The organism is Thermomonospora umbrina, from assembly GCF_003386555.1.
Classification (GTDB): Bacteria; Actinomycetota; Actinomycetes; order Streptosporangiales; family Streptosporangiaceae; genus Thermomonospora; species Thermomonospora umbrina.
On sequence record NZ_QTTT01000001.1, the window covers coordinates 2,958,444 to 2,977,648 of the forward strand.

Here is a 19,205-nt window from a genome sequence, read left to right on the forward strand (position 1 = left end):
CCGTAGACTCGGGGGGTGATCTTCAAGGCTGTCGGCGAGGGGCGCCCCTACCCCGACCATGGGCTGGGAGGCCGGGACTGGGCACAGATCCCGCCCCGCCAGGTCCGGCTCGACCAGTTGATCACGACCAAGCGCGAGCTCGACCTCCAGTCGCTGCTGGCCCGCGACTCCACCTTCTACGGCGACCTCTTCCCCCACGTCGTCCAGTGGCAGGGCGAGCTCTACCTCGAGGACGGCCTCCACCGCGCCCTCCGCTCCGCCCTCCACCAACGCGTCGTCCTGCACGCCCGCGTCCTCGACCTCGACGCCTCCTGACCCGCCGGCGACCACCCTGAGTCGTCCCTGCCGCACCGCCGAGGCTCTCCTGCGCACGGCACCTCGCACCGCCCGTTCCAGCGACGCGGCTTCGGTCTCGACCACGCCGAGCACGCCCAGTCGCGCAGGCGACGCAGATGACGGCCGATGGACGCCCGCGACTCATGGAACCCGTGCGGCCGCGTTCCGAGGTCGAGGGTCAGGCTTCGTGGGCGGTGGTGCTGTGGTCGCGGGAGGGGGACGTGGTGTCGCCGAGGCGGCGGGAGCCGACCATCCAGACCACCGGGCCCGGGGTGTGGGCGGCGACCGCGGAGCCGCGCCAGACCGCCGTGTCCCGCAGGGGGTCGGGGGCGGACGTCGGCGTCCATCGGCGTCCGTCGTAGTGGGCGAGTTCGCCCCGGCCGCCGCCCACCCAGACGTCGGTGGAGGAGATCGCCGTGACGGTGTTGGCCGAATCGATCGGGATCTTGACGTTGCCCCATTTGCGGCCGTTCCAGCGCAGCACGGTGCCGCCGCCGGCGCACCAGGCGTCGTCGGGGGCGACGGCCGTCACGTCGGACAGCGGGGAGCGGGTCGAGGGGCACGGCACCCGACGCCAGGACGTCCCGTCGAAGTGAACGATGAGCCCCGACCTGCCCTCCGCCCCGACGGCCCAGACGTCGTGCGCCGAGGTGCCGGAGACGGCCAGCAGCTTGCCCTGCGGGACGTCCGGAAGCCCTTCGGCGACCCGCCACCGGTCGCCGTCGCCGTACAGGGCCACCAAGCGACCGACCGGCTCGAACGCGTGCCCGACGGCCCACGCCTCCCCCGGCGCCACCAGCGTGACGTCGGTCAGCACATACCCGCGGGCGACGCCGGAGTCCCCGCCGGCGTCGGGCAGGAGGGGAGCCGAGACCTCCAGCCGGGACGCTCCGTCCCAGCGTTCGATCAGCGGCACCTCGACGCCGAGCAGCCGGTCATAGGCACCGCCCACGGCGATCACCTCGGCGGTGCCGCCCCCCTGACCCCCGACGTCGTACGAGCGCAGGGCCGTCACGCCCTCCAGGCCGGCGCCGACGAGGGAGGCTCGGGGCGGGGCGCCCGGCGGAGTCGACCAGCCGGCCCCGTCCCAATGCACGATCAGCGGGCGGCCCCGGGACTGGCCCACCGCCCAGACGTCGGAGGGAGAGGCGGCGGCGACACCCGTCAGCGCGTGCGGAGCCTCGACCGCGAAGGGTGCGGGCACACGCCACGGCGAACCGGACCCGCCCGGGCCGGAGTCCGGCTCTCCACGCGCAGGCAGCAGGATGGCGACACCGGCGACGCCGCCCGCCCGGCCGGCCGATCCACCGCTCACGGTGAACCGCCGCTCGGCGTGTGGGGAAAAGTCATCTGAAGGACCATGGATACCGACAGGACTCCTGACAAGCAGCTCCAACAGGCCAACGAAGAGACGCGCTGCGCTCGTTCCCGGTAAAAGGCGCCTCAAGTCCGCATCGCGACGTAACCGGCACCAGCCTACGCCGGTATCCGCCGGTTACAGGTCCATGACGGTCAGTACGAACCGGCAGATCCGGGACCCCTCGTTCACGTATCCGTGCGGCCGGTCCCCCGCGAAGACGGCGGCGCTCCCCTCCTCGACGAGGTGGGGACGCCCGTCGACGAGGACCGTGAGCGCGCCCTCCTCCACGTAGGCGATCTCGCGCGTTCCGGGGCTGTGGGCGTCGCTGTGCCGGGGCTCCCCGGGGCGCAGCTCCCAGCGCCAAAGCTCCACCGACGGCCGGGCCTCGCTGCCCGCCAAGAGGGTGCCCGTCCCGCCATCGGGCCCGTTCCACAGGACGACCTGCCGTTCGGGCGGGAGGATCCGGACGGCGGGTTCCTCGTCCACCTGAACGAGCCGGGCGAGCGGAACGCCGAGCGCCTCGGCGATCCTGATCAAGGTGCCCAGGTTGGGGTTGCCGCGGCCCTGCTCCAAGGCGACCAGCACCCCCTTGCTCACCCCGGAACGGCCGGCGAGCCGGTCGAGGCTCCAGCCGTGCACGGCCCGCAGCGACCGCACGGTCCGCGCGACCGCCTCGCCGATCGCCTCCTGGTCGTTCATGTCAGCTCCCCGCCGGACCGTCCCCGTTGCTCGGATCCGTCCACGGTAGGGCAGCCGCCCGACGGTCGTTTTACTACACCGTCGATGTCACTAAGATGACCGGAGCGTCCGAACGAGGAGTGAACCATGCTTGCGGCGATCTGGGTCGACGAGGCGGTCCGTACGTTGCGGCCGGACTTCGCCGTCCTGGCCATCACGGCGGAGGGGCTGGTCAACGGGCCGAGCGACACCCTGTCGAACGACTGGCTGCACCGGGCGGGGGCACGAGCCGCCGAGTCCGACACGCATGTGCTCGCGTGGCGTGAGGCCTACCGGGCGTTCGGGGCCAAGCCGCAACGCACCCGTTCCTCGGTGGACGCCCTCATCCGTCGCGCCGATCGGCTTCCCGTCATCAACCGCGTCGTGGACGCCTACAACGCGGTCAGCGTCGAGTACGCCCTTCCCATCGGCGGCGAGGACCTGGACGCCTACCAGGGGCCGGCTCGGCTGGTACGGGCCCGAGGCGACGAGCCCTTCGAGACGGTGGCCGGCGGCGAACCCGCCGTGGAGCACCCCGACGCGGGCGAAGTGGTGTGGCGCGACGACTCCGGGGTGACCTGCCGCCGGTGGAACTGGCGCCAAGGCGTCCGCACCCGCATCACCGAGTCCACCGTGAACGCCCTCTTCCTGCTGGAACGACTGGAGCCCTACCCGCTCGAACGGCTCCACGACGCTGGCGACGACCTCGCGGCCAGACTGCGGACGATCAGCCCCGACGTGCGCATCCGGGCCCGGCTCATCGAGGCCACGGCGGCCGGGCTCCGGACGGCCGACGACGCGGGGTGACCATCGACTCGACCGCCGGCGTGGGCGTCGTCCTCGTCACACACCGACCGGCCCCGTTCCGATGCGTGGCCACGGACAGCAAGACATACCGGGGCCGTCAAGGACCCCGGCTGGCCGTTCGCTCGCCGAAGCCGCACCGGGAAACGGAGACAACGGCACCCCGCGACCCGTTCGAGCAGGTCAGCGCCTCACGGACTCCGCGGCGGCGAGGATCTCGCGCGAACTCGCGAGCCGTTCGAACGAGGCCGCGTGCAGCGGGAGACCGACGGGCGCGATGGCCGGCGGCCCTCCCACCACGGCCGGGCGGGCCGCCCGGAGCGCGAACAGCGTCTCCGGGACGAGCCACACCAGCAGGATCAGCAATGGCACGTTCCATCCACCCGTCGCGCCGTTCATCACGCCGAACAGGAACGGGCCCGCGCCCGCGAGCAGGTACCCCGTGGTCTGCGCCATCCCGGAGAGCCGGGCCGCCACCCGCGGAGTCGCCGAACGCAGGGTGACCAAGGTATACGCCAACGGGAAGGCGCTCCCGGTCCCGAACCCCAGCACGACCACCCAGAGCCAACCCTGACCCGGGGCCAGCAGGAGGCCGCCGACGCCGAGGGCCATCAGCGCCATCACCCCGACGACCAAGGGCCGCTGATCCGTGCGCCGTGCCGCCAGCATCGGCATGACCAGTCCGGACGGGATCCCCAGCAGCATCATCACCGAGAGCATCAGCCCGGCCGTCGTGGCCGGGTACCCCTGGTCCCGCATGATCGCCGGCAGCCACGACATCAGCACGTAGAAGGCCAGCGACTGCATGCCCAGGAAGAGCGTCACGTGCCAGGCCAGCCGGTTCCGCAGCAGCGAGCCGCCTTCCGTCCCCGGGGTCGAGTCGTTCGCCACCTGCGCCGAGCCCGTTCCAGCACCGCGTGAGCGCAGGGCCATCGGAGCCCAGACCGCCGCGGCGAGGAGGGCCGGGATCGACCACACGGCCAACGCCAGCCGCCAGCCGCCCATCCCGTCGAGCGGCACGGCCAGCCCCGACGACAGGGCCGCGCCCGTCGACATCAGCATCATCGCCAGCCCCGTCAGCAGGCCCACCCGGTTGGGGAAGGTGCTCTTGATGACGTACGGCATCAGCACGTTCCCGATCGCGATGCCCGCGCCCGCCACCGCCGTGCCCAGGAACAGCGGCGCGGCGGCGACGCCGGGGAGCGGGACCAGACGCAGCAGGATGCCCCCGCCGATCAGCAGCAGCGCCCCCGTCAGCGCCCGCTCGGTCCCCAGCCGACGCGCCAGCGGCGGGGCCAGCGCGGCGAACGCGCCCAGGCACAGCACCGGGAGGGTGGTGAGCACGCCCATCGCCGCGCCGGACAACCCGAACGAACGCTGGAGCTCGTCCAACAGCGGGGAGACCCCGCTGATCGCCGCGCGCAGGTTGAGGGCGAGCAGCACCAGCCCGATCAGGGTGGACAGTGCCGCCGGACGGCTGACACGAACGTTCGAGGGGGTCATGGCACTTTCATCGATCTGTCTCGGGCATGGCTCCGCCCGTGGGGGGCCGGCGGTCGAATGAGTCCGTCCGGGTGGGTGTTCACCCGCGGCGGTGCGATGTGCAGAGGTCAGCCGGGCGGCACGCCGTCGAGGGAACGGCAGACGGCGTCCAGACAGACCAGCGTGGCCCGCTCGGCGGCCTCGGCATCGCCCGCGACCACCGCCTCGGCGAGCGAGGCGTGCGGGACGGCCACCTGATCCAACCGGTCGACGGCCGCGGTGATGCTGGCCCGCAGCGCCTCGCCGAAGTCGCGGTACAGCTCGATCAGCACCCGGTTGTGGGTGGCCTCCGCGACCGCCATGTGGAAGTCCAGATCGGCCTCCACGAACGCGCCGCGATCATCGCCCCCGGCCAACTCCTCGCAACGCGCCAGGGCCCGCTCGATCCGCGCGACGTCCGCCGGGGTCCGCCGCCCCGCCGCCAACCGCGCCGCCTCCGTCTCGAGGGCACGCCGCACCTCGAGGATCTCCAGCAACTCCGCGGTACGCAGCCGCCGCCGTACCGCCCCGGACAACTCACTGGTCGCCCGTACGTACGTCCCATCGCCCTGCCGGCACTCCAGCAACCCCGCATGAGTGAGCGCTCGCACCGCCTCACGCACGGTGTTGCGCCCGACCCCCAAGGTCTCGGACAGCGTGGGCTCAGGCGGGATCTTGGCTCCCAGACCCCACGCCCCGGCGGCGATCTCACCCTTGAGCTGGTCGATCACCTGATCCACCAGGGATGAACGGCGTGCCGTACGCAGAGTCACCAGATCCCCCAGGTCGAGAAGCGATGACGGACGGATCAGCCAATCATCCCATGTCTCTATGTTACGACGATAAGAGCCGACCTTCCGTTCCCGCCCGTTCTGTCAGCGACGTCACACCCAACCCCCCCTCCCACCCCGGAGCGCTCCCCTCGTCCACGTCGGGGTCAGATGTCCGCGTGCGCGTTCTCGCGGGGGGCTGGGCGTCGCTGCGGCCGCACCCATGTTGAGTCGCACAACGAACGACATCCGTGGCGCCGCCCGCCATCCACGAGCCGGCGGGCCAGTCACCACCGCAACGCCGCCCGGGTGTCCGGCGGCGTTCCGGGGCTTCAAGCGCACCGCAACCCGCACCACCCAGGGCAGGCCCGGACCGCCCGTCGATGCCGCCCGATCCGCCCGACGGGAGCGCAGCCGGACGAAGGAGGGAAAGGGGTCTACGGCAGGGTGGCGTCGGCTACTTCAGCGACCCGGGAGGGGTCATGGCGAAAGGAACGGCGCAGGCCCGTCGCCTCCAGGGCGCGGCGGTAGGCGGTGGTGGCGGCGGGGGCGTCCCCGGCGGCCTCGCACAGCTCGCCGAGTTCGCGCAGGAGGTGGGCGACGGGGCGGCCGTGGCCCTCGCGGCCCAAGCGGTCCAGCCGCTGGGCGGTGTCGCGCAGGACGGCGGACGCGGCCGTGCGGTCCTCCTGGGCGAGCCGGGCGCGGGCGATGATCAGTCTGGCCTGGACGAACTGGAGCGATCGGGCCCCCGCGCCGACGTCGTGCCCCTCGGAGACGCGAGGCGTGCCGGAGCCCGACCCCGGAGCACCGAGGGATTCGAACGGGAGGTCCGCATGGCCGTTCGACCGTGGGCCCGCCGAGGCCCCGGCGGCCCCAGGGGAGGACGGTGTCGTCGACCCGGATTCGGCGATCTGTCGTTCAGCGGCCTCGATGGCGGCCTCGGGCTCGCCGAGGAGGACGAGGGCGCGGGCGGTCTCGATGGCGCAGTCGACCGCCTCCGGCCCCCGCAGATGGGGTCCGGCCCCCTGCAGCAGGTCCATGGCCTCGGCCGCCGGGTGCGGGGAGTCGCCGAACGGGCGGACGCCGCGCAGCAGGGCGCGGGCGGCGGCCATGTGCAGGCGGGCGGTCGCGCGGGTGCAGGCGCCGTCGTCCTGGGCGGCCAGCGCCTGGTCGGCGAGGTACAGCGCGTCCCCCACCGCGCCCTCCTCCAGGGCGTGGACGCTCGCGCGCCGGTACGCCTCGGTGAGCGTGAAGCCGGGGTCGTGGCCGAGTCCGAGAACGTCCCGTCCGAGTCGGTGGGCCCGTTCGGGGTCGGCACGGTCGACATAGGCCAGCAGCAGGACCCGGCCGGCCTCGGTGTGCTCGTCGCCGGCGGACAGGCGGAGCTCGTTCAGCCTGGCCAGCACCCGTTCGCCGAGCGCGATGGCCTGGCCGAGGTCGCCCACGGCGTGGTAGCAGCGGGCCAGGGCCACCAGAGCGGGCAGCGCGCTGGCGCGGCCGGGGTCGCGTTCGGCCTGCTCGCGCAGCTCCTCGAACACGCCGATCGCCGACTCGACACGGCCGAGCGCCTCGAGGGCCTCGGCGCGGCCCCAGCGGGCGCGGGCGGCCGGCTCCGGGTCGTCGCTGCCCTCGATCACGTCCTCGAAGCCGGCGAGCGCGGTGGCGGCGTCCCCGGCGTTCAGGGCGAGTCGGGCGTACCGCTCGCGCACCTCCAGATGGGCGCGCTGCTCCGGCTCGATGCCCTCGGCGAGGTATTCGGACGTGCAGCCGAGGCGCTCGGCCAGCAGGCGGAGCACCGCGGGTGTCGGGGTTCGCTTGCCCGACTCGATCAACGAGATGTAACTGTCTGAGAGGTCATGGCCGGCGAGCTGTGCCTGTGACATGCGTCTTGTCAGCCGCAGGTTGCGGACACGTTCGCCGACGTTGCCTGGACCCGGCATGTGGACTCACTTAGCGGAAGTAATCAGGCGGCGGGGGTGCCGACATGATTGCATGTTGCTGGTTGGCGCACCTCGAGGGTAACCCGAGCAACGTGGACAAGATTGCCATTCGGCGGCATTCGCGACCTCTCCGCCGCCTGCCGGACGACCTCCCGCGCCCCCGGCGGGGGTCAGTCGTCGGCGGACGCGTTCTTGTTGGGGAAGATCATCTCGCAGACCTCGAGGTAGAGCTGCTCGGGGTACGGCAGGTAGTCCACCGTGCTCAACGCCTGGTCCTGACCCGCCGACTCCAGGACGAACGAGCCGTAACCGAGCATCCGCCCCACGATCGAACGCTCGAAGCTCATGTCCGTCACCTTGCCGAGCGGCATCATGCCCACCTTGCGGGTGATCAGCCCGGTGGTGAGGATCATCCGCTGGTTGGTGATCACGAAGTAGTCGACCGACCACTCGGCCACCCGCCAGACGAACCACACGAGCAGCAGCAGCCACCCGTACCAGATGTAGTTCAGCCGGTCGCTGCCGACCGTGTTGGTCAGCAGACCCGCCGCGATCAGCCCGCCGAGCACCAGCGCGACCGGCGTCATCAGGACGGCCGGATGCCTGCGCACCGTGATGACCTGGCTCTCGTGCGGCAGCAGGTACTTGTTGACCGACGCGGGAGCCGAGTCCCCCGGGGTGACCAGCCTCATGCGCGCCCTTCCCCGGGCCCGGGCAGACCCCTGCCCACACCGGTGACGTCCCCGCGCTCCGTCCGGGCACCGGCCCGCGGCTCAAGGACCACGACGGCCGCGGCGGCCCTCGTGTCGTACTTCGTAGCGGGCACGTCTGCCTCCTGGAGCACGGTGACCCACAGACCCCAGGCCAGTCTTACATCCGCGGCGACCGACGGCAAAGATTCGCCGGCGAAGCCACCCTCACGTCACCCTCGCGCACTTCCGGCCTCACTCGGAGCCCGGTGCCGCGGGCCGTGCTAGGGGCCCGAGGCGATGGTGTCGGGGGAACCGCCGAGGGAGAGGTGGCGGCGTTGCTCCGCGGCCACCGTCGCGAGGACCTGGAGGTGTTTGCGGGCGATCCGTTCGACGAGGTCGGGTGTCGCGGAGCCCGTGACGTCCTGGGCGCCGTGGCGGGCGGCCGTGACGCAGCGCGTCACCGTGGCGGGATCGTGGACCCCCGCGAACTCCTTGCTGAGCCGTTCCCCGACCTCCCGGTAGGCGGACAGGATGCCGTCCTCGTGGTGCTGCATGTGATCCCCAGCGCCTCGCTCGCGCCGACCCGGGTCCCCCGATGGTCGGGTGGCGGAGAGGAACGAACGACGAACGTTCCGTAGCAGCCTATTACCCTCAGTGGCTGCTCAATAACGTCTCGTCGTACGTACATGGCAAGGACGGTAAGCCGGGCCGCAGTCGACCCTCCGGTCAGACCACCCCGTACAGGCGGTCCCCCGCGTCGCCGAGGCCCGGGAGGATGAAGCCCTGCTCGTTCAGCCGGGCGTCGATCGCTGCGGTGACGACGCGGACGGGCGTGCCGGTGTCGGCGAACGCCTCCTCCATGTACCTGAGGCCCTCCGGCGCGGCCAGCAGGCAGAGCGCCGTCACGTCGGTGGCGCCCCGGTCGAGCAGCAACCGGATGGCGGCGGCGAGGGTGCCGCCGGTGGCCAGCATCGGGTCCAGCACGTAGCACTGACGCCCGGACAGGTCCTCGGGCAGCCGGGTCGCGTACGTCTGGGCCTGGAGGCTGCCCTCGTCCCTGATCATCCCGAGGAAGCCGACCTCGGCGGTCGGCAGCAGCCGCGTCATCCCGTCCAGCATGCCCAGCCCGGCCCGCAGGATCGGGACCACCAGCGGCTTGGGGCTGGCCAACTGGACACCCCCGGTCTCGACCAACGGGGTCCGTACCGTGGTCTCGGCCACCCGGACGTCGCGGGTCGCCTCGTACGCCAGCAGCGTGACCAGCTCATCGGCCAGCCGGCGGAAGGTCGGCGAGTCGGTGTCCACGTCCCGCAGCACGGTCAGCTTGTGGGCGACCAGCGGATGGTCGACGGCCAGGGTCTCCATGCCGATCACGGTAACCCACCCCTCGTGCGGCGATCCGCGGGGATCCCGCAGGCCCGCGACACGCCCGCATGGATGGCAACGCCGTGGGAATGACTCCAGAATGAGTACTCAGCGCAACGGAGAGCCAACCCCCGAGGAGGTCCGGGACCGGCTGCGCAGGCGTGCCATCTTCCTGCGCGAACTCGCCGAGGCCCGTGAGCTTCGCCGCCGCGTCACCCCCCACCGGTCCCGCCGTGCCCGCATCCACGCCGCCCTGCGCCGACGGACGTTCCGGCTGCATTAGCGCGTCCCGCCCGGTCGCATGGCCGAGGGTCCGCGGTGAACGGACGCCTTTCGCGCCGAGTGACGTTCGTCATCACGGACCCGCACGGCCCGCCGAGTTTCGGCCTAGCGCACGCGCGGGCTTCCGGCATCTGCGACCATGCCCAGGGCAGGAACGGCGCCGGTGGGGTGATGATGACGGATCTTGACGCGACGGACTTCGCCGTCGTGGTGTATCGGGAAGACGACCGCTGGGAGGCCGAGGTCCTGCCGGTCGCGCTGACCCGTGACCTCGACGGGCTGGTCCATGCCCTGCGGCAGCAGCCCAGCATGGGCGGCACCATCGGGCTGGTCGCGGTCGGCGACGACTTCTTCGTGGCCATCCGGGTGCTCGGCGACGAGGTGATGGTGTTCCTGTCCGACGTCACGGCCTCGGTGGACTGGCCGCTGGCCGGGCAGGTGCTCGAACACCTCGACATCCCGATCCCCGAGGAGGAGGAGCTGGACCAGGTCCTCCCGGTCGGCGACATGTCGGTGTTCGCCGACCTCGGGCTGGACGAGATGGAGTTGGGCGCCATCTCCGGAGATCTCGACCTGTATCCCGACGAGATGCTGCTGAGCATCGCCGAACGCGTCGGATTCGGCCGGCCCTTCGAGCGCGCACTCGACACCATCGGGTAGTCCTGGTTCACAATGAGTTCGTGCCGTACTTCGCCGCAGTCTTCGCACGGACCCCACAGGGCTGGGTCGGCGCCGAGGCGACGCTGGACGAGGCCGAGGTCGTCGACGACATCACCGACCTGATGCGCGAGGTCGCCGTCGAGACCCTCGGCGACCCCGTGCTGCTCCTCCTGGAGGAGAACGACGAGTGGTTCGCGGTCGCCCGCATCGACGGCGAGGGCGAGGGCGACGCCCGGGCCTTCCTGTCGACGGCCCGCGACGAGGGCCTCGCCGGCCTCTTCCACCAACTCATCGGCGACACCCCCGACAGCGATGCCGCCGGCGACCCGACCCTCCTGTCCGACCTGGGCGTCAACGCCGACCACCTCACCGACCTGGGCGAACGCGCCCTCCCCGGCGACGCCCTCCTCACCATCGCCGAACACACCGGCTTCGGCGAGGAGTTCGACGGCCTCCGTGTCTGACCCACCCCAGGGCGAGGAAGGCACCACGGGCGCCGGCGGCGACCAGGCCCTGCCTTCCGCACTCCCTGCGGCCCCCGACTCCGCACCCCTGCCGCCCACCGACATGCCCCACGGCGCATCACCAGAGCCACCCGCCGAGGCCCCGGCGCAACCATCCGGCAGCTACACAACAGCAGCCGCCGAGCCGCCGCCGGAACGACCACACGGCGCGACGCCCCAGCCACCCACCAAGCCCACACGGCAACCATCCGGCGGCAACGCATCACCACCCGCCGAGACCACGCCGGAACCACCACACGGAACGACCCCCCAGCCCCCACCGCACCCATCCGGGCGCAACGCACCACCGCCCACCGAGCCAAAGCCCCAAGGGGCGGCGCCGCAGCGGCTCATGCCGGACCCTCAGCGTGGCGCTGCAGCGCCGTCCGCCACGGAGGCCGGGCTCGGCTCATCTGGGCAGGCCGCGTCCCGGGCGAGCGCCGAGGGAACCGCCGGCTCGGGTATCGGGCCCTCCGGCGGACCCGAGTCACCGCCGGCGGTCGAGTGTGGGCTTGCAGCGGACCTCCGCGTGCTGGAGGCGCCGATGCGGTCGGCGTTGGCGGAGGCGCGGGCGGCCATGGAGAGCGGGGACGTGCCCGTGGGGGCCGTGGTCCTGGGGCCCGACGGTCATGTCATCGCCACCGGGCGGAACGAACGGGAACTCACCGGTGACCCCACAGCCCACGCCGAGGTGATCGCCCTCCGGGCGGCGGCAGAGCGACTGAGGAGCTGGCGGCTGACAGGCTGCACGCTGGTCGTCACACTGGAGCCCTGCACCATGTGCGCGGGAGCCGCGGTGCTCGCCCGTGTGGACCGCATCGTGTACGGCGCCGTGGACCTCAAGGCGGGGGCGGTGGGCTCATTGTGGGACGTCGTCCGCGACCGCAGACTGAACCACCGTCCCGAGGTCATCGCCGAGATCCTCGCGGAGGAGTGCGGCGCCTTGCTCACCGAGTTCTTCGGTCGCCGCAGAGTCAGGTAGGCTTCGCGGCGGTGGTGTCGCCTAGTGGCCGAGGGCGCACGCCTCGAAAGCGTGTGATGGGGCAACTCATCCGTGGGTTCAAATCCCACCACCACCGCCCCGAGGAACCGCCTCTGACCTGCGAAATCGCAACGGACAGAGGCGGTTTCCGCGTCCCAGGAGCGCTTCCCCCGGCCCCTCGGCGGCCTCCCCCACGTAGTGCTCCCACCGGTCCCCGTCGCCTTCCCCCTGCGCAGCCGCTGAACCGTTACGGCTGACCGGCCCAAACCCGACGCGGCGTTGCCCCACGGGCGGTCGAGCGCGGTGAGGGCTGCGGAGGCGGGGGCTAGAGATCACCCCAGACGATCGGCAGGGCGACCCGCGGCAACGCCAGCAGCCCCACGCGCGGCGGAGCACGTGGCTGAGTGCCTGAAGGCCGTCGCGGCTAGGGCTGGTAGAGCGCCTTAAGGCTCAGTACGGGGCCCAGCAGCAACACCGTCGGCCTCAAGCACGCGGCGGTGCATGTGACTGGGTGCGGTGGAGGCCAGGCCCGAAGATCACCTCAGGCGATCAGGATGGCGACCACCGGCGGCACCGGGGTTACCCCTCGGGCGGCGGAGCGCGGAGCCCGTGCGGTGGGGTCTTGCGGCTAGGGCCAAAGAGCACACGAGCGCTCAACACGGCGCCAGCAGCAACGGCGTTGGCCACAGCAGGCGGCAGCGCACGTCACTGCGTGCGGCGGAGGCCAAGCCCAAAGATCATCCAAGCGATCGGTACGGCGACCAGCGTCAACGCCGTCGACCCGACGGGCGGCGGAGCGCGGGTCGAAAGCGTGAGGGCCGTCGCGGCTAGGGCCTAGAGAGCGCACAAGCGCTCAGTACTGCGACCAGCGGCAACGCCGGCAGCCCCCACGCGCGGCGGAGCGCGGGGCCGGGTGCGGTGAGGGGCGTGGCGGCTAGGGCAGAAGGGTGCCCCAAGCGATCGGTACGGCGATCAGCGTCAGCGCCGTGAGCCCTACCGTCAGGCGCATTCTGCGGATGCGGCGAGCCCGTACCTCGTTCGGCCAGTCCCGGCTGTCGGCCAGGTGAGGGAGCAGCCCTTCTAGGGCGGGCCACGCTCCCATGACGCCGAGCAGGAGCAATGCCGCGATCAAGCCGATACCGAACGCGTCCATCGGTGGCTCCCTTTGCCCTGTGACGAGACTCGTTCGGTCCATTGTGGCCGGTCAGGCGTCCGCGTGGATCTTGCCGACGTGGCCGAGCGCCTTGCGACCGTGGAACGCATGGACCTTGGCGACGCTTCGGCCACGGGCGCGGAGGGCCTCCGTGTCGTTCTCGCCGGCTCTATCGACCCAGGCGTTTCGGCATGGTCGCACCCCGTGCCGGACAGTGGCCTCGGCTCGGGGCCTCAAGTGCGAGTGGGCGAGAGGTCAGGTGGTGAGGCGTACGGGCATGAGGAGGTAGCGGTAGGGGTCGGTCTCTGGGGCGGGCCCGGCGGTCTCGGTGGGGGTGCCGGTGAGCAGGGCGGCCTTGGTGGGGCCGTTGAAGTGGAGGCGGGCGGACATGGCGGAGACCCCGGCGAGGCCGTCGAGGAGGAATTGGGGGTTGAAGGCGATGTCGACGTCGTCGCCGGTGAGTTCGGCGGGCAGGGTCTCGCTGGCTCGGGCGGAGTCTCCCGAGGCGGCGCGGATGCGGACGGAGTCGTGGGTGAAGGCCAGCTTGACGGGGACGTTGCGGTCGGCCACCAGGGCCACCCGCTTGATGGCCTCGACGAAGGGGCCGGTCGGGACGTCGGCCCGGGAGGGCCACTCGCCCTGCAGTCGGGCCCGGTAGTCGATGAACTGGTCGTCCAACAAACGCGTGGTCATGCTGCGTCCGGCGGCGGAGATGCCCAGCAGCGTGTCGCCCACGCCGGTGAGGGAGAGGGCCGCCTCGGTACCGGCGCGCAGGGACTTGGCGGTGTCCGCGAGGGTGCGGGCGGGGACGACCGCCGCCGCCGAGAAGCCGGGGGTCGAGGGGGACCACGACAGCTCGCAGGCGGCGATCCGATAGCGGTCGGTGCAGGCCAGCCGGATGATGTCGCCCTCGATGTCGAGCCGGGCCCCGGTCAGCATCGGCAGCGTGTCGTCGCGGCTGGCGGCCACCACCACCTGGTTGATCGCGGCGGCGAACGCGTCGCCCGGGACCGTACCGGCGGGTGCGGGCGGCTCGGGCAGCGTCGGGTAGTCCTCGACGGGCAGGGTCAGCAGCCCGAACTCGACGGTGCCGCAGCGGACCACCACCTCCGCGCCGTCGGTGAAGAACTCCACAGGCTGTGGAGGAAGGCTTCGTACGATCTCGGCCAGCAGACGCCCGGGCACCAGCACCCGCCCCGGCTCGCTCACCGCGGCGTCCGCCTCGGCACGGGCCGACACCTCGTAGTCGAAGCCGGCCAGGGTGATGCCGTCCGCCGTGGCGTCGAGCAGCAGCCCGGCGAGCACGGGCAGGGCGGGCCGTGCCGGAAGGGTCCGCGCCGCCCATCCGACGGCATCGGCGAGATGGTGGTGATCGACCGTGAACTTCACGTTGGCCTGCCCTTCCCCGGTGTAGCTGCCGTTCGCACGATAACCGCCCGGACTGACAGAAAACCTGCGGCGACCTGTGTGATCGGCTACCATCCGCCGATGCCCGAGGGGCCCGGCGATGCACGGAACGCTCGGTTCTGCGGCATCGGTTCGCGGCGTCCAACACCGATCCACGGGTCGTACGGCGCTTCCGACGCTCTGACAGCGCGGAGGCGTTCGCCGGTCACGGCCCGTACCGAAAGCGGCGAGCACTGTCCACAGGCTGTGGATAACCAGCCCGGAGCGGGCCCCAGCACGTTCCGGATGTGAGGACCGTGCAGCGAACGCGAAGGTGCACGCGTCGAGCACCCCCCAGTGGCCCGAGGCGGTCATCAGTGAAGGCGCCGTAGGCGCCTCTCGACAGCACGCCACCCACCTAAGCCGGCGGACGGACAGCGCCCACCTCTCCTCCGGACGAGCGTGAAGCCGAGTGCGCCTTACGTTCGCACGGTCACTGGGCCATGTCGACGAAGCGGCTGTAGTGGCCCTGGAAGGCCACCGTGACCGTCGCCGTGGGGCCGTTACGGTGCTTGGCCACGATGAGGTCCGCCTCGCCGGCGCGTGGGGACTCCTTCTCGTACGCGTCCTCACGGTGGAGCAGGATGACCACGTCCGCGTCCTGTTCGATCGAACCGGACTCACGGAGGTCCGACACCATCGGCTTCTTGTCGGTCCGCTGCTCGGGACCTCGGTTGAGCTGGGACAAGGCGATGACGGGGACGCCCAGCTCCTTGGCGAGCAGCTTGAGCGAACGGGAGAACTCGGAGACCTCGACCTGACGGCTCTCCACCCGTTTGCCGGACGTCATCAACTGCAGGTAGTCGATGATGACCAGGCGCAGGTCGTGCTGCTGTTTGAGGCGGCGGCACTTCGCGCGGATCTCCATCATCGACATGTTCGGCGAGTCGTCGATGAACAGCGGAGCCTCGGCGACCTCGCTCATCCGGCGCGCCAGTCTCGTCCAGTCCTCGTCCTGCATGGTGCCGGACCGCATCGCGTGCAGCGCCACCCGGGCCTCGGCGGAGAGCAGACGCATGGTGATCTCGTTGCGCCCCATCTCCAGGCTGAAGAACGCCGAGGTCAGCCCGTGCCTGATGGAGGCCGCGCGGGCGAAGTCGAGGGCGAGCGTCGAGTTGTGCGTGGGGATGCACGCCCGGCCCGCCAGATAGAGGTGATCGGCGTTGTCGACCTGGATGCACCGTACGGGCACGCTCGGGATCGGCCGCACGTCCACGATGTACCGCACCCGCGCCTCGGGAGGTACGCCCTGCCGCTGCCGAGCGGCCTTGGACGACAGCCGGAAGACCCGCTCGGTCGGGACGAGCTCCACCGTGTAAGAGGCCCCCGCCTCCCCCTGCCCCGCTCGCAGCGAGGCGCGATGGCCGAGGCTGAGGGCCAGCTCGTGAACGCCCTCGGCCAGCCTCCGATCCCCCACGACGCACCGGACCCGCCCGTTCGCCGACACGAGCCCTCCGGCGTCGAGCAACCCGGCCAGCAGGGCCCGACGCTGCCGCTCCGAGCCTCGCAGGTAGCTCCGGGGTATGCGCCTGTCATCGAGGACACCGAGGGCGCGGAGCCCCCCTCCAAGGCCCGGGAGGGCGCACCGACCCGACACGTCCCGCCGCCCGATCGGCTGCCCGCAGGCCGCGATCGCCTCCAAGAGCTCGTCGTCGAAACACTCGATCGCGACGTCCCCCTCCCCGGCACGACCACCCGCGTCGCCGCCCGTGGCGGCGGTCAGCCAGACGCCCAGGAGGTACGGGTCGACGGGCAGGTCGGCCGCGGGCAGGTCGAAGGGGGCCGCCAAGGGGACGGCGTGGTTGGGCTCGCCGTCGTGGAGGAGCGTTCGGGCGATCTCCGCGGTGGTCTTGATCGGTCGGTGGAACGCCCGGGCCTCGGGACTCCTCCCATGCGCCGTCCGCGAACGCGGGCTCACAGCCGTACGCCCGGAGTCGAGCAGTGCGACGGTCGCAGGAAAGGGCCTCTCGCCGGCCGCAACAGCCGCGGCGCGGTGTGGCGTGGCGAACGAGCGTCGCGCCCGTGACCCGTGCAGACTCTCGGCGGCCTGCCGGCGGCTCGCGCGGGTGCCGGTCAGCCACTGGTGCTCGGCGTCGGCGACGATGACCTCACCGTCCGAGAACTCCACCTCGTAGCAGGGCCGACCGGTCATCTCCCCGGTCACGGCCACCACCCGGGTGGGCCTGCCGTCGGCGCCGATGACCTGATCCCCGATCTGGATGTCCCCCATCGACTTCCAGCCGTCGACCACCGGAAGGGGGGTGTCGATCGCCAGCGCCTTGCCGATCGCGGGGCGGGCGGCCACGATCACCATCTGTCCGGGATGCAGGCCGTTCGTCAAGGCGTCCAGGTCGGAGAAGCCGGTGGGGACGCCGACCATCTGGCCGCCGCGGCTGCCGATGGCCTCGATCTCGTCGAGGGCGCCGGGCATGATCTCGCTGAGCGGCACGTAGTCCTCGCCGGTGCGCTTATCGGCGATGGCGAAGACCTCGGCCTGGGCGCGGTCGAGGACGTCGTCGGCGTCGGCGCCGTCGGAGGAGTAGCCGAGCTGGACGATCCGGGTGCCGACCTCGACGAGCTTGCGGAGCATCGCCCGTTCGCGCACGATCTTGGCGTAGTAGGCGGCGTTGGCGGCGGTCGGGACCGTCGCCATCAGGGTGTGCAGGTAGGGGGCCCCGCCGACCCGGGTGATGTCGCCGCGCTTGGTGAGCTCCGCGACGACGGTGACGGCGTCGGCCGGCTCGCCGCGGCCGTACAGGTCCAGGATCGTGTCGTAGAGGATCTGGTGGGCGGGCCGGTAGAAGTCGGAGGCCCGCAGGAGCTCGACCACCTCGGCGATGGCGTTGGGCGAGATCAGCATGCCGCCGATCACGGACTGCTCGGCCGCGACGTCATGCGGCGGGGTGCGCTCGAACTCCCGCTCGTGCGACCCGAGTTCGGTCACGCTCACGGAACCACCCCGTCTCTTCTCCACCGTGCGAACCTACGCCCCCCGGAGGGGACGCGGGCCACGTCGTCCCCATCGGACACCGGTCTAACCGATGGGTACGACATTCTGCGAGGGTGGCCGGTCCGGACGCAAAGCAGCCTGTGGATAACCTGTGGACGAGTTGTGCAAACACGCCGTCAGCGGTGTGCACGACCTGTGGACAACCCTGGGGGCGGCGGTCGCACTTTCGCGCCGTCACCCCGACTGACCTGGGCCGACTCCATCCACCGGCTGTGCGCGAAAGAAAGTCGCGCCGACCGGCCCGCAGATTCGTTCTGTAAGGGGCCAAGAGTCTGACGGTAATTACCGCTGGTACCCTCGCTCCTCGTGACCTCCGCCCCCGGACGCCTCCCCCTGCGGCACGCCCACGATCGCGAGATCCTGCGGCTGGCCGTCCCGGCGTTCGGCGCGTTGCTGGCCGAACCCCTGTTCCTGCTCGCCGACAGCGCCATCATCGGCCATCTCGGCACCGCGCAGCTCGGCGGCCTCGGCGTGGCGGGGCAGGCGCTGTCCCTGCTGGTCTACGCCTTCGTGTTCCTCGCGTACGGAACGACCGCCGCGGTGGCCAGACAGGTGGGGGCGGGCAACCTGCGGGCGGGGATCCGCCAAGGCATCGACGGCATGTGGCTCGCCGTGGCGCTCGGAGCGGCCGTCGTCCTCATCGGATGGCCCCTCGTCCCCTCGATCGTCGACGCCTTCGGCGCGAACGCCACCGTCGCGCCCTACGCGGAGACGTATTTGCGGGTCAGCCTCTTCGGCATCCCCGGAATGTTGGTGATCCTCGCCGGTACGGGCGTGTTGCGGGGGCTCCAGGACGCCCGAACTCCGCTTTACGTCTCGATCGGCTCGTTCGGGCTCAATCTCGTCCTCAACGTGGTTTTCGTCCTCGGCCTGGGGTGGGGCATCGCCGGGTCTGCCTGGGGGACGGTCATCGCGCAGACGGGCGGAGCCGCCGTCTACGTCGTCGCCGTACTACGCGGAGCACGACGCCACGGTGCTCCGGTACGTCCCTCCCGGGACGGGTTGCGCGCCGCCGTCACGGCCGGTGTTCACCTCCTGATCCGTACGCTCGCGCTGCGCGTGGTCCTCTTGGTGGGAACGGCCGTGGCCGCGCACATGGGCACCGAGGAGACCGCCGCCTACCCGGTGAGCTTCCAGGTGTGGACGCTCTTGGCGTTCGCGCACGACGCCATCGCGATCGCCGGGCAGTCCATCACCGGCCGCTACCTGGGGGCGGGCGACGCGGCGGGGGCCCGGGCCGCGACGAGACGGATGGTCGAGTGGGGCGTGGTCAGCGGCTTGGCCTTCGCCGCCCTGGTGATGCTGGCGCGCCCTTGGCTGCCGTCGCTTTTCACGTCGGATCCGGGTGTGCGGGACCTCCTCCTGGGGGCGCTGATCCTGGTGGCCGTTCAGCAGCCGATCGCGGGAGTGGTGTTCGTCTTGGACGGGGTCCTCATCGGGGCCGGCGACATGCGGTACCTCGCCGTCACCACCGTCGTCGCCACCGTGGTCTTCCTCCCCGCCGCCCTACTGGCGTACGAACTGGGGTTGGGCCTGGTGGGCCTGTGGACGGCCATCGCCCTGTGGATGGCCACCCGCCTGCTCACCCTCGCCCTACGCGCACGCGGGGACGCCTGGTTGGTCACGGGTGCCGTTCGTCCCTGAACGGCGCCTGAGGCACGAGT

18 protein-coding genes and 1 tRNA gene are annotated in these 19,205 nt (G+C 71.8%); 8 read left to right on the plus strand and 11 right to left on the minus strand.

From position 1 onward, the window contains the following. Positions 1-15: 15 nt before the first annotated feature. Positions 16-315: a type II toxin-antitoxin system VapB family antitoxin gene (locus tag DFJ69_RS13085; RefSeq protein ID WP_116022736.1), complete on the plus strand. Its 300-nt coding sequence runs from the start codon at positions 16-18 to the stop codon at positions 313-315. 199 nt (positions 316-514) lie between these two features. On the opposite strand, the gene DFJ69_RS13090 is transcribed toward DFJ69_RS13085, so the two are convergent. Further along, the gene (locus DFJ69_RS13090; protein ID WP_147312292.1) at positions 515-1,540 is read right to left on the minus strand and encodes a hypothetical protein; all 1,026 of its coding nucleotides are present in this window, start codon (positions 1,538-1,540) and stop codon (positions 515-517) included. A 291-nt stretch (positions 1,541-1,831) separates the two neighbouring features. Next, entirely contained in the window at positions 1,832-2,395 is a 564-nt protein-coding gene (locus DFJ69_RS13095; RefSeq protein WP_116022738.1) for a helix-turn-helix domain-containing protein, read from the minus strand. Between the two features lie 126 nt (positions 2,396-2,521). On the opposite strand from DFJ69_RS13095, the gene DFJ69_RS13100 reads away from it, so the two are divergent. Continuing rightward, entirely contained in the window at positions 2,522-3,220 is a 699-nt protein-coding gene (locus tag DFJ69_RS13100) for a B3/B4 domain-containing protein (protein WP_116022739.1), read from the plus strand. Positions 3,221-3,400: 180 nt separating this feature from the next. On the opposite strand, the gene DFJ69_RS13105 is transcribed toward DFJ69_RS13100, so the two are convergent. The 6 genes from DFJ69_RS13105 to upp all read right to left on the minus strand — a co-directional run bounded on the left by DFJ69_RS13105 (position 3,401) and on the right by upp (position 9,505). Beyond that, the gene (locus DFJ69_RS13105; RefSeq protein WP_116022740.1) at positions 3,401-4,720 is read right to left on the minus strand and encodes a CynX/NimT family MFS transporter; all 1,320 of its coding nucleotides are present in this window, start codon (positions 4,718-4,720) and stop codon (positions 3,401-3,403) included. Between the two features lie 107 nt (positions 4,721-4,827). Continuing rightward, positions 4,828-5,511 (minus strand): FadR/GntR family transcriptional regulator, encoded by a 684-nt coding sequence (locus DFJ69_RS13110; protein WP_116022741.1) that lies wholly within the window; start codon positions 5,509-5,511, stop codon positions 4,828-4,830. A gap of 434 nt (positions 5,512-5,945) precedes the next feature. Continuing rightward, a complete protein-coding gene (locus DFJ69_RS13115) occupies positions 5,946-7,448 on the minus strand; it encodes a helix-turn-helix transcriptional regulator (protein ID WP_116022742.1) in 1,503 nt (500 codons plus the stop codon). A 170-nt stretch (positions 7,449-7,618) separates the two neighbouring features. Next, a complete protein-coding gene (locus tag DFJ69_RS13120) occupies positions 7,619-8,140 on the minus strand; it encodes a PH domain-containing protein (RefSeq protein ID WP_116022743.1) in 522 nt (173 codons plus the stop codon). 281 nt (positions 8,141-8,421) lie between these two features. Beyond that, the gene (locus DFJ69_RS13125; RefSeq protein ID WP_116022744.1) at positions 8,422-8,694 is read right to left on the minus strand and encodes a three-helix bundle dimerization domain-containing protein; all 273 of its coding nucleotides are present in this window, start codon (positions 8,692-8,694) and stop codon (positions 8,422-8,424) included. A 172-nt stretch (positions 8,695-8,866) separates the two neighbouring features. After that, positions 8,867-9,505 carry a uracil phosphoribosyltransferase gene (upp, locus tag DFJ69_RS13130; RefSeq protein ID WP_116026599.1) on the minus strand — a complete coding sequence of 213 codons (639 nt, stop codon included), beginning with the start codon at positions 9,503-9,505 and terminating at the stop codon, positions 8,867-8,869. 100 nt (positions 9,506-9,605) lie between these two features. Between upp and DFJ69_RS13135 the strand changes: the two genes are divergently transcribed. The 5 genes from DFJ69_RS13135 to DFJ69_RS13155 all read left to right on the plus strand — a co-directional run bounded on the left by DFJ69_RS13135 (position 9,606) and on the right by DFJ69_RS13155 (position 12,029). Further along, complete coding sequence (locus tag DFJ69_RS13135; protein WP_116022745.1) at positions 9,606-9,788, plus strand: hypothetical protein; 183 nt, start codon at positions 9,606-9,608, stop codon at positions 9,786-9,788. Positions 9,789-9,961: 173 nt separating this feature from the next. Continuing rightward, on the plus strand, positions 9,962-10,447 hold the full coding sequence (locus DFJ69_RS13140; RefSeq protein ID WP_425453331.1) for a tRNA adenosine deaminase-associated protein: 486 nt from the start codon (positions 9,962-9,964) through the stop codon (positions 10,445-10,447). A 20-nt stretch (positions 10,448-10,467) separates the two neighbouring features. Further along, a complete protein-coding gene (locus DFJ69_RS13145) occupies positions 10,468-10,911 on the plus strand; it encodes a tRNA adenosine deaminase-associated protein (RefSeq protein ID WP_116022747.1) in 444 nt (147 codons plus the stop codon). Between the two features lie 583 nt (positions 10,912-11,494). Continuing rightward, positions 11,495-11,932 carry a tRNA adenosine(34) deaminase TadA gene (gene tadA / locus DFJ69_RS13150; RefSeq protein WP_116026600.1) on the plus strand — a complete coding sequence of 146 codons (438 nt, stop codon included), beginning with the start codon at positions 11,495-11,497 and terminating at the stop codon, positions 11,930-11,932. A gap of 10 nt (positions 11,933-11,942) precedes the next feature. Continuing rightward, positions 11,943-12,029 (plus strand) — tRNA-Ser (locus tag DFJ69_RS13155). 837 nt (positions 12,030-12,866) lie between these two features. On the opposite strand, the gene DFJ69_RS13160 is transcribed toward DFJ69_RS13155, so the two are convergent. The 3 genes from DFJ69_RS13160 to dnaB all read right to left on the minus strand — a co-directional run bounded on the left by DFJ69_RS13160 (position 12,867) and on the right by dnaB (position 17,481). Then, entirely contained in the window at positions 12,867-13,085 is a 219-nt protein-coding gene (locus DFJ69_RS13160) for a hypothetical protein (RefSeq protein ID WP_116022748.1), read from the minus strand. A gap of 255 nt (positions 13,086-13,340) precedes the next feature. After that, positions 13,341-14,474: a DNA polymerase III subunit beta gene (gene dnaN / locus DFJ69_RS13165; RefSeq protein WP_116022749.1), complete on the minus strand. Its 1,134-nt coding sequence runs from the start codon at positions 14,472-14,474 to the stop codon at positions 13,341-13,343. A 490-nt stretch (positions 14,475-14,964) separates the two neighbouring features. Further along, positions 14,965-17,481, minus strand: a complete 2,517-nt coding sequence (gene dnaB, locus DFJ69_RS13170; RefSeq protein WP_211328610.1) for a replicative DNA helicase — start codon at positions 17,479-17,481, stop codon at positions 14,965-14,967. A 366-nt stretch (positions 17,482-17,847) separates the two neighbouring features. On the opposite strand from dnaB, the gene DFJ69_RS13175 reads away from it, so the two are divergent. Further along, positions 17,848-19,185 (plus strand): MATE family efflux transporter, encoded by a 1,338-nt coding sequence (locus DFJ69_RS13175; RefSeq protein WP_116022751.1) that lies wholly within the window; start codon positions 17,848-17,850, stop codon positions 19,183-19,185. Positions 19,186-19,205: the final 20 nt, after the last annotated feature.

What these genes read in the sequence shown, in the direction of transcription:
- DFJ69_RS13125 (WP_116022744.1), bottom strand. Translation starts at nt 8,694, where the DNA reads ATGCAGCACCACGAGGACGGCATCCTGTCCGCCTACCGGGAGGTCGGG.
- DFJ69_RS13140 (WP_425453331.1), top strand. Translation starts at nt 9,962, where the DNA reads ATGACGGATCTTGACGCGACGGACTTCGCCGTCGTGGTGTATCGGGAA.
- DFJ69_RS13105 (WP_116022740.1), bottom strand. Translation starts at nt 4,720, where the DNA reads ATGACCCCCTCGAACGTTCGTGTCAGCCGTCCGGCGGCACTGTCCACC.
- DFJ69_RS13100 (WP_116022739.1), top strand. Translation starts at nt 2,522, where the DNA reads ATGCTTGCGGCGATCTGGGTCGACGAGGCGGTCCGTACGTTGCGGCCG.
- DFJ69_RS13120 (WP_116022743.1), bottom strand. Translation starts at nt 8,140, where the DNA reads ATGAGGCTGGTCACCCCGGGGGACTCGGCTCCCGCGTCGGTCAACAAG.
- DFJ69_RS13095 (WP_116022738.1), bottom strand. Translation starts at nt 2,395, where the DNA reads ATGAACGACCAGGAGGCGATCGGCGAGGCGGTCGCGCGGACCGTGCGG.
- DFJ69_RS13115 (WP_116022742.1), bottom strand. Translation starts at nt 7,448, where the DNA reads ATGCCGGGTCCAGGCAACGTCGGCGAACGTGTCCGCAACCTGCGGCTG.
- tadA (WP_116026600.1), top strand. Translation starts at nt 11,495, where the DNA reads ATGCGGTCGGCGTTGGCGGAGGCGCGGGCGGCCATGGAGAGCGGGGAC.
- DFJ69_RS13160 (WP_116022748.1), bottom strand. Translation starts at nt 13,085, where the DNA reads ATGGACGCGTTCGGTATCGGCTTGATCGCGGCATTGCTCCTGCTCGGC.
- DFJ69_RS13135 (WP_116022745.1), top strand. Translation starts at nt 9,606, where the DNA reads ATGAGTACTCAGCGCAACGGAGAGCCAACCCCCGAGGAGGTCCGGGAC.
- upp (WP_116026599.1), bottom strand. Translation starts at nt 9,505, where the DNA reads ATGGAGACCCTGGCCGTCGACCATCCGCTGGTCGCCCACAAGCTGACC.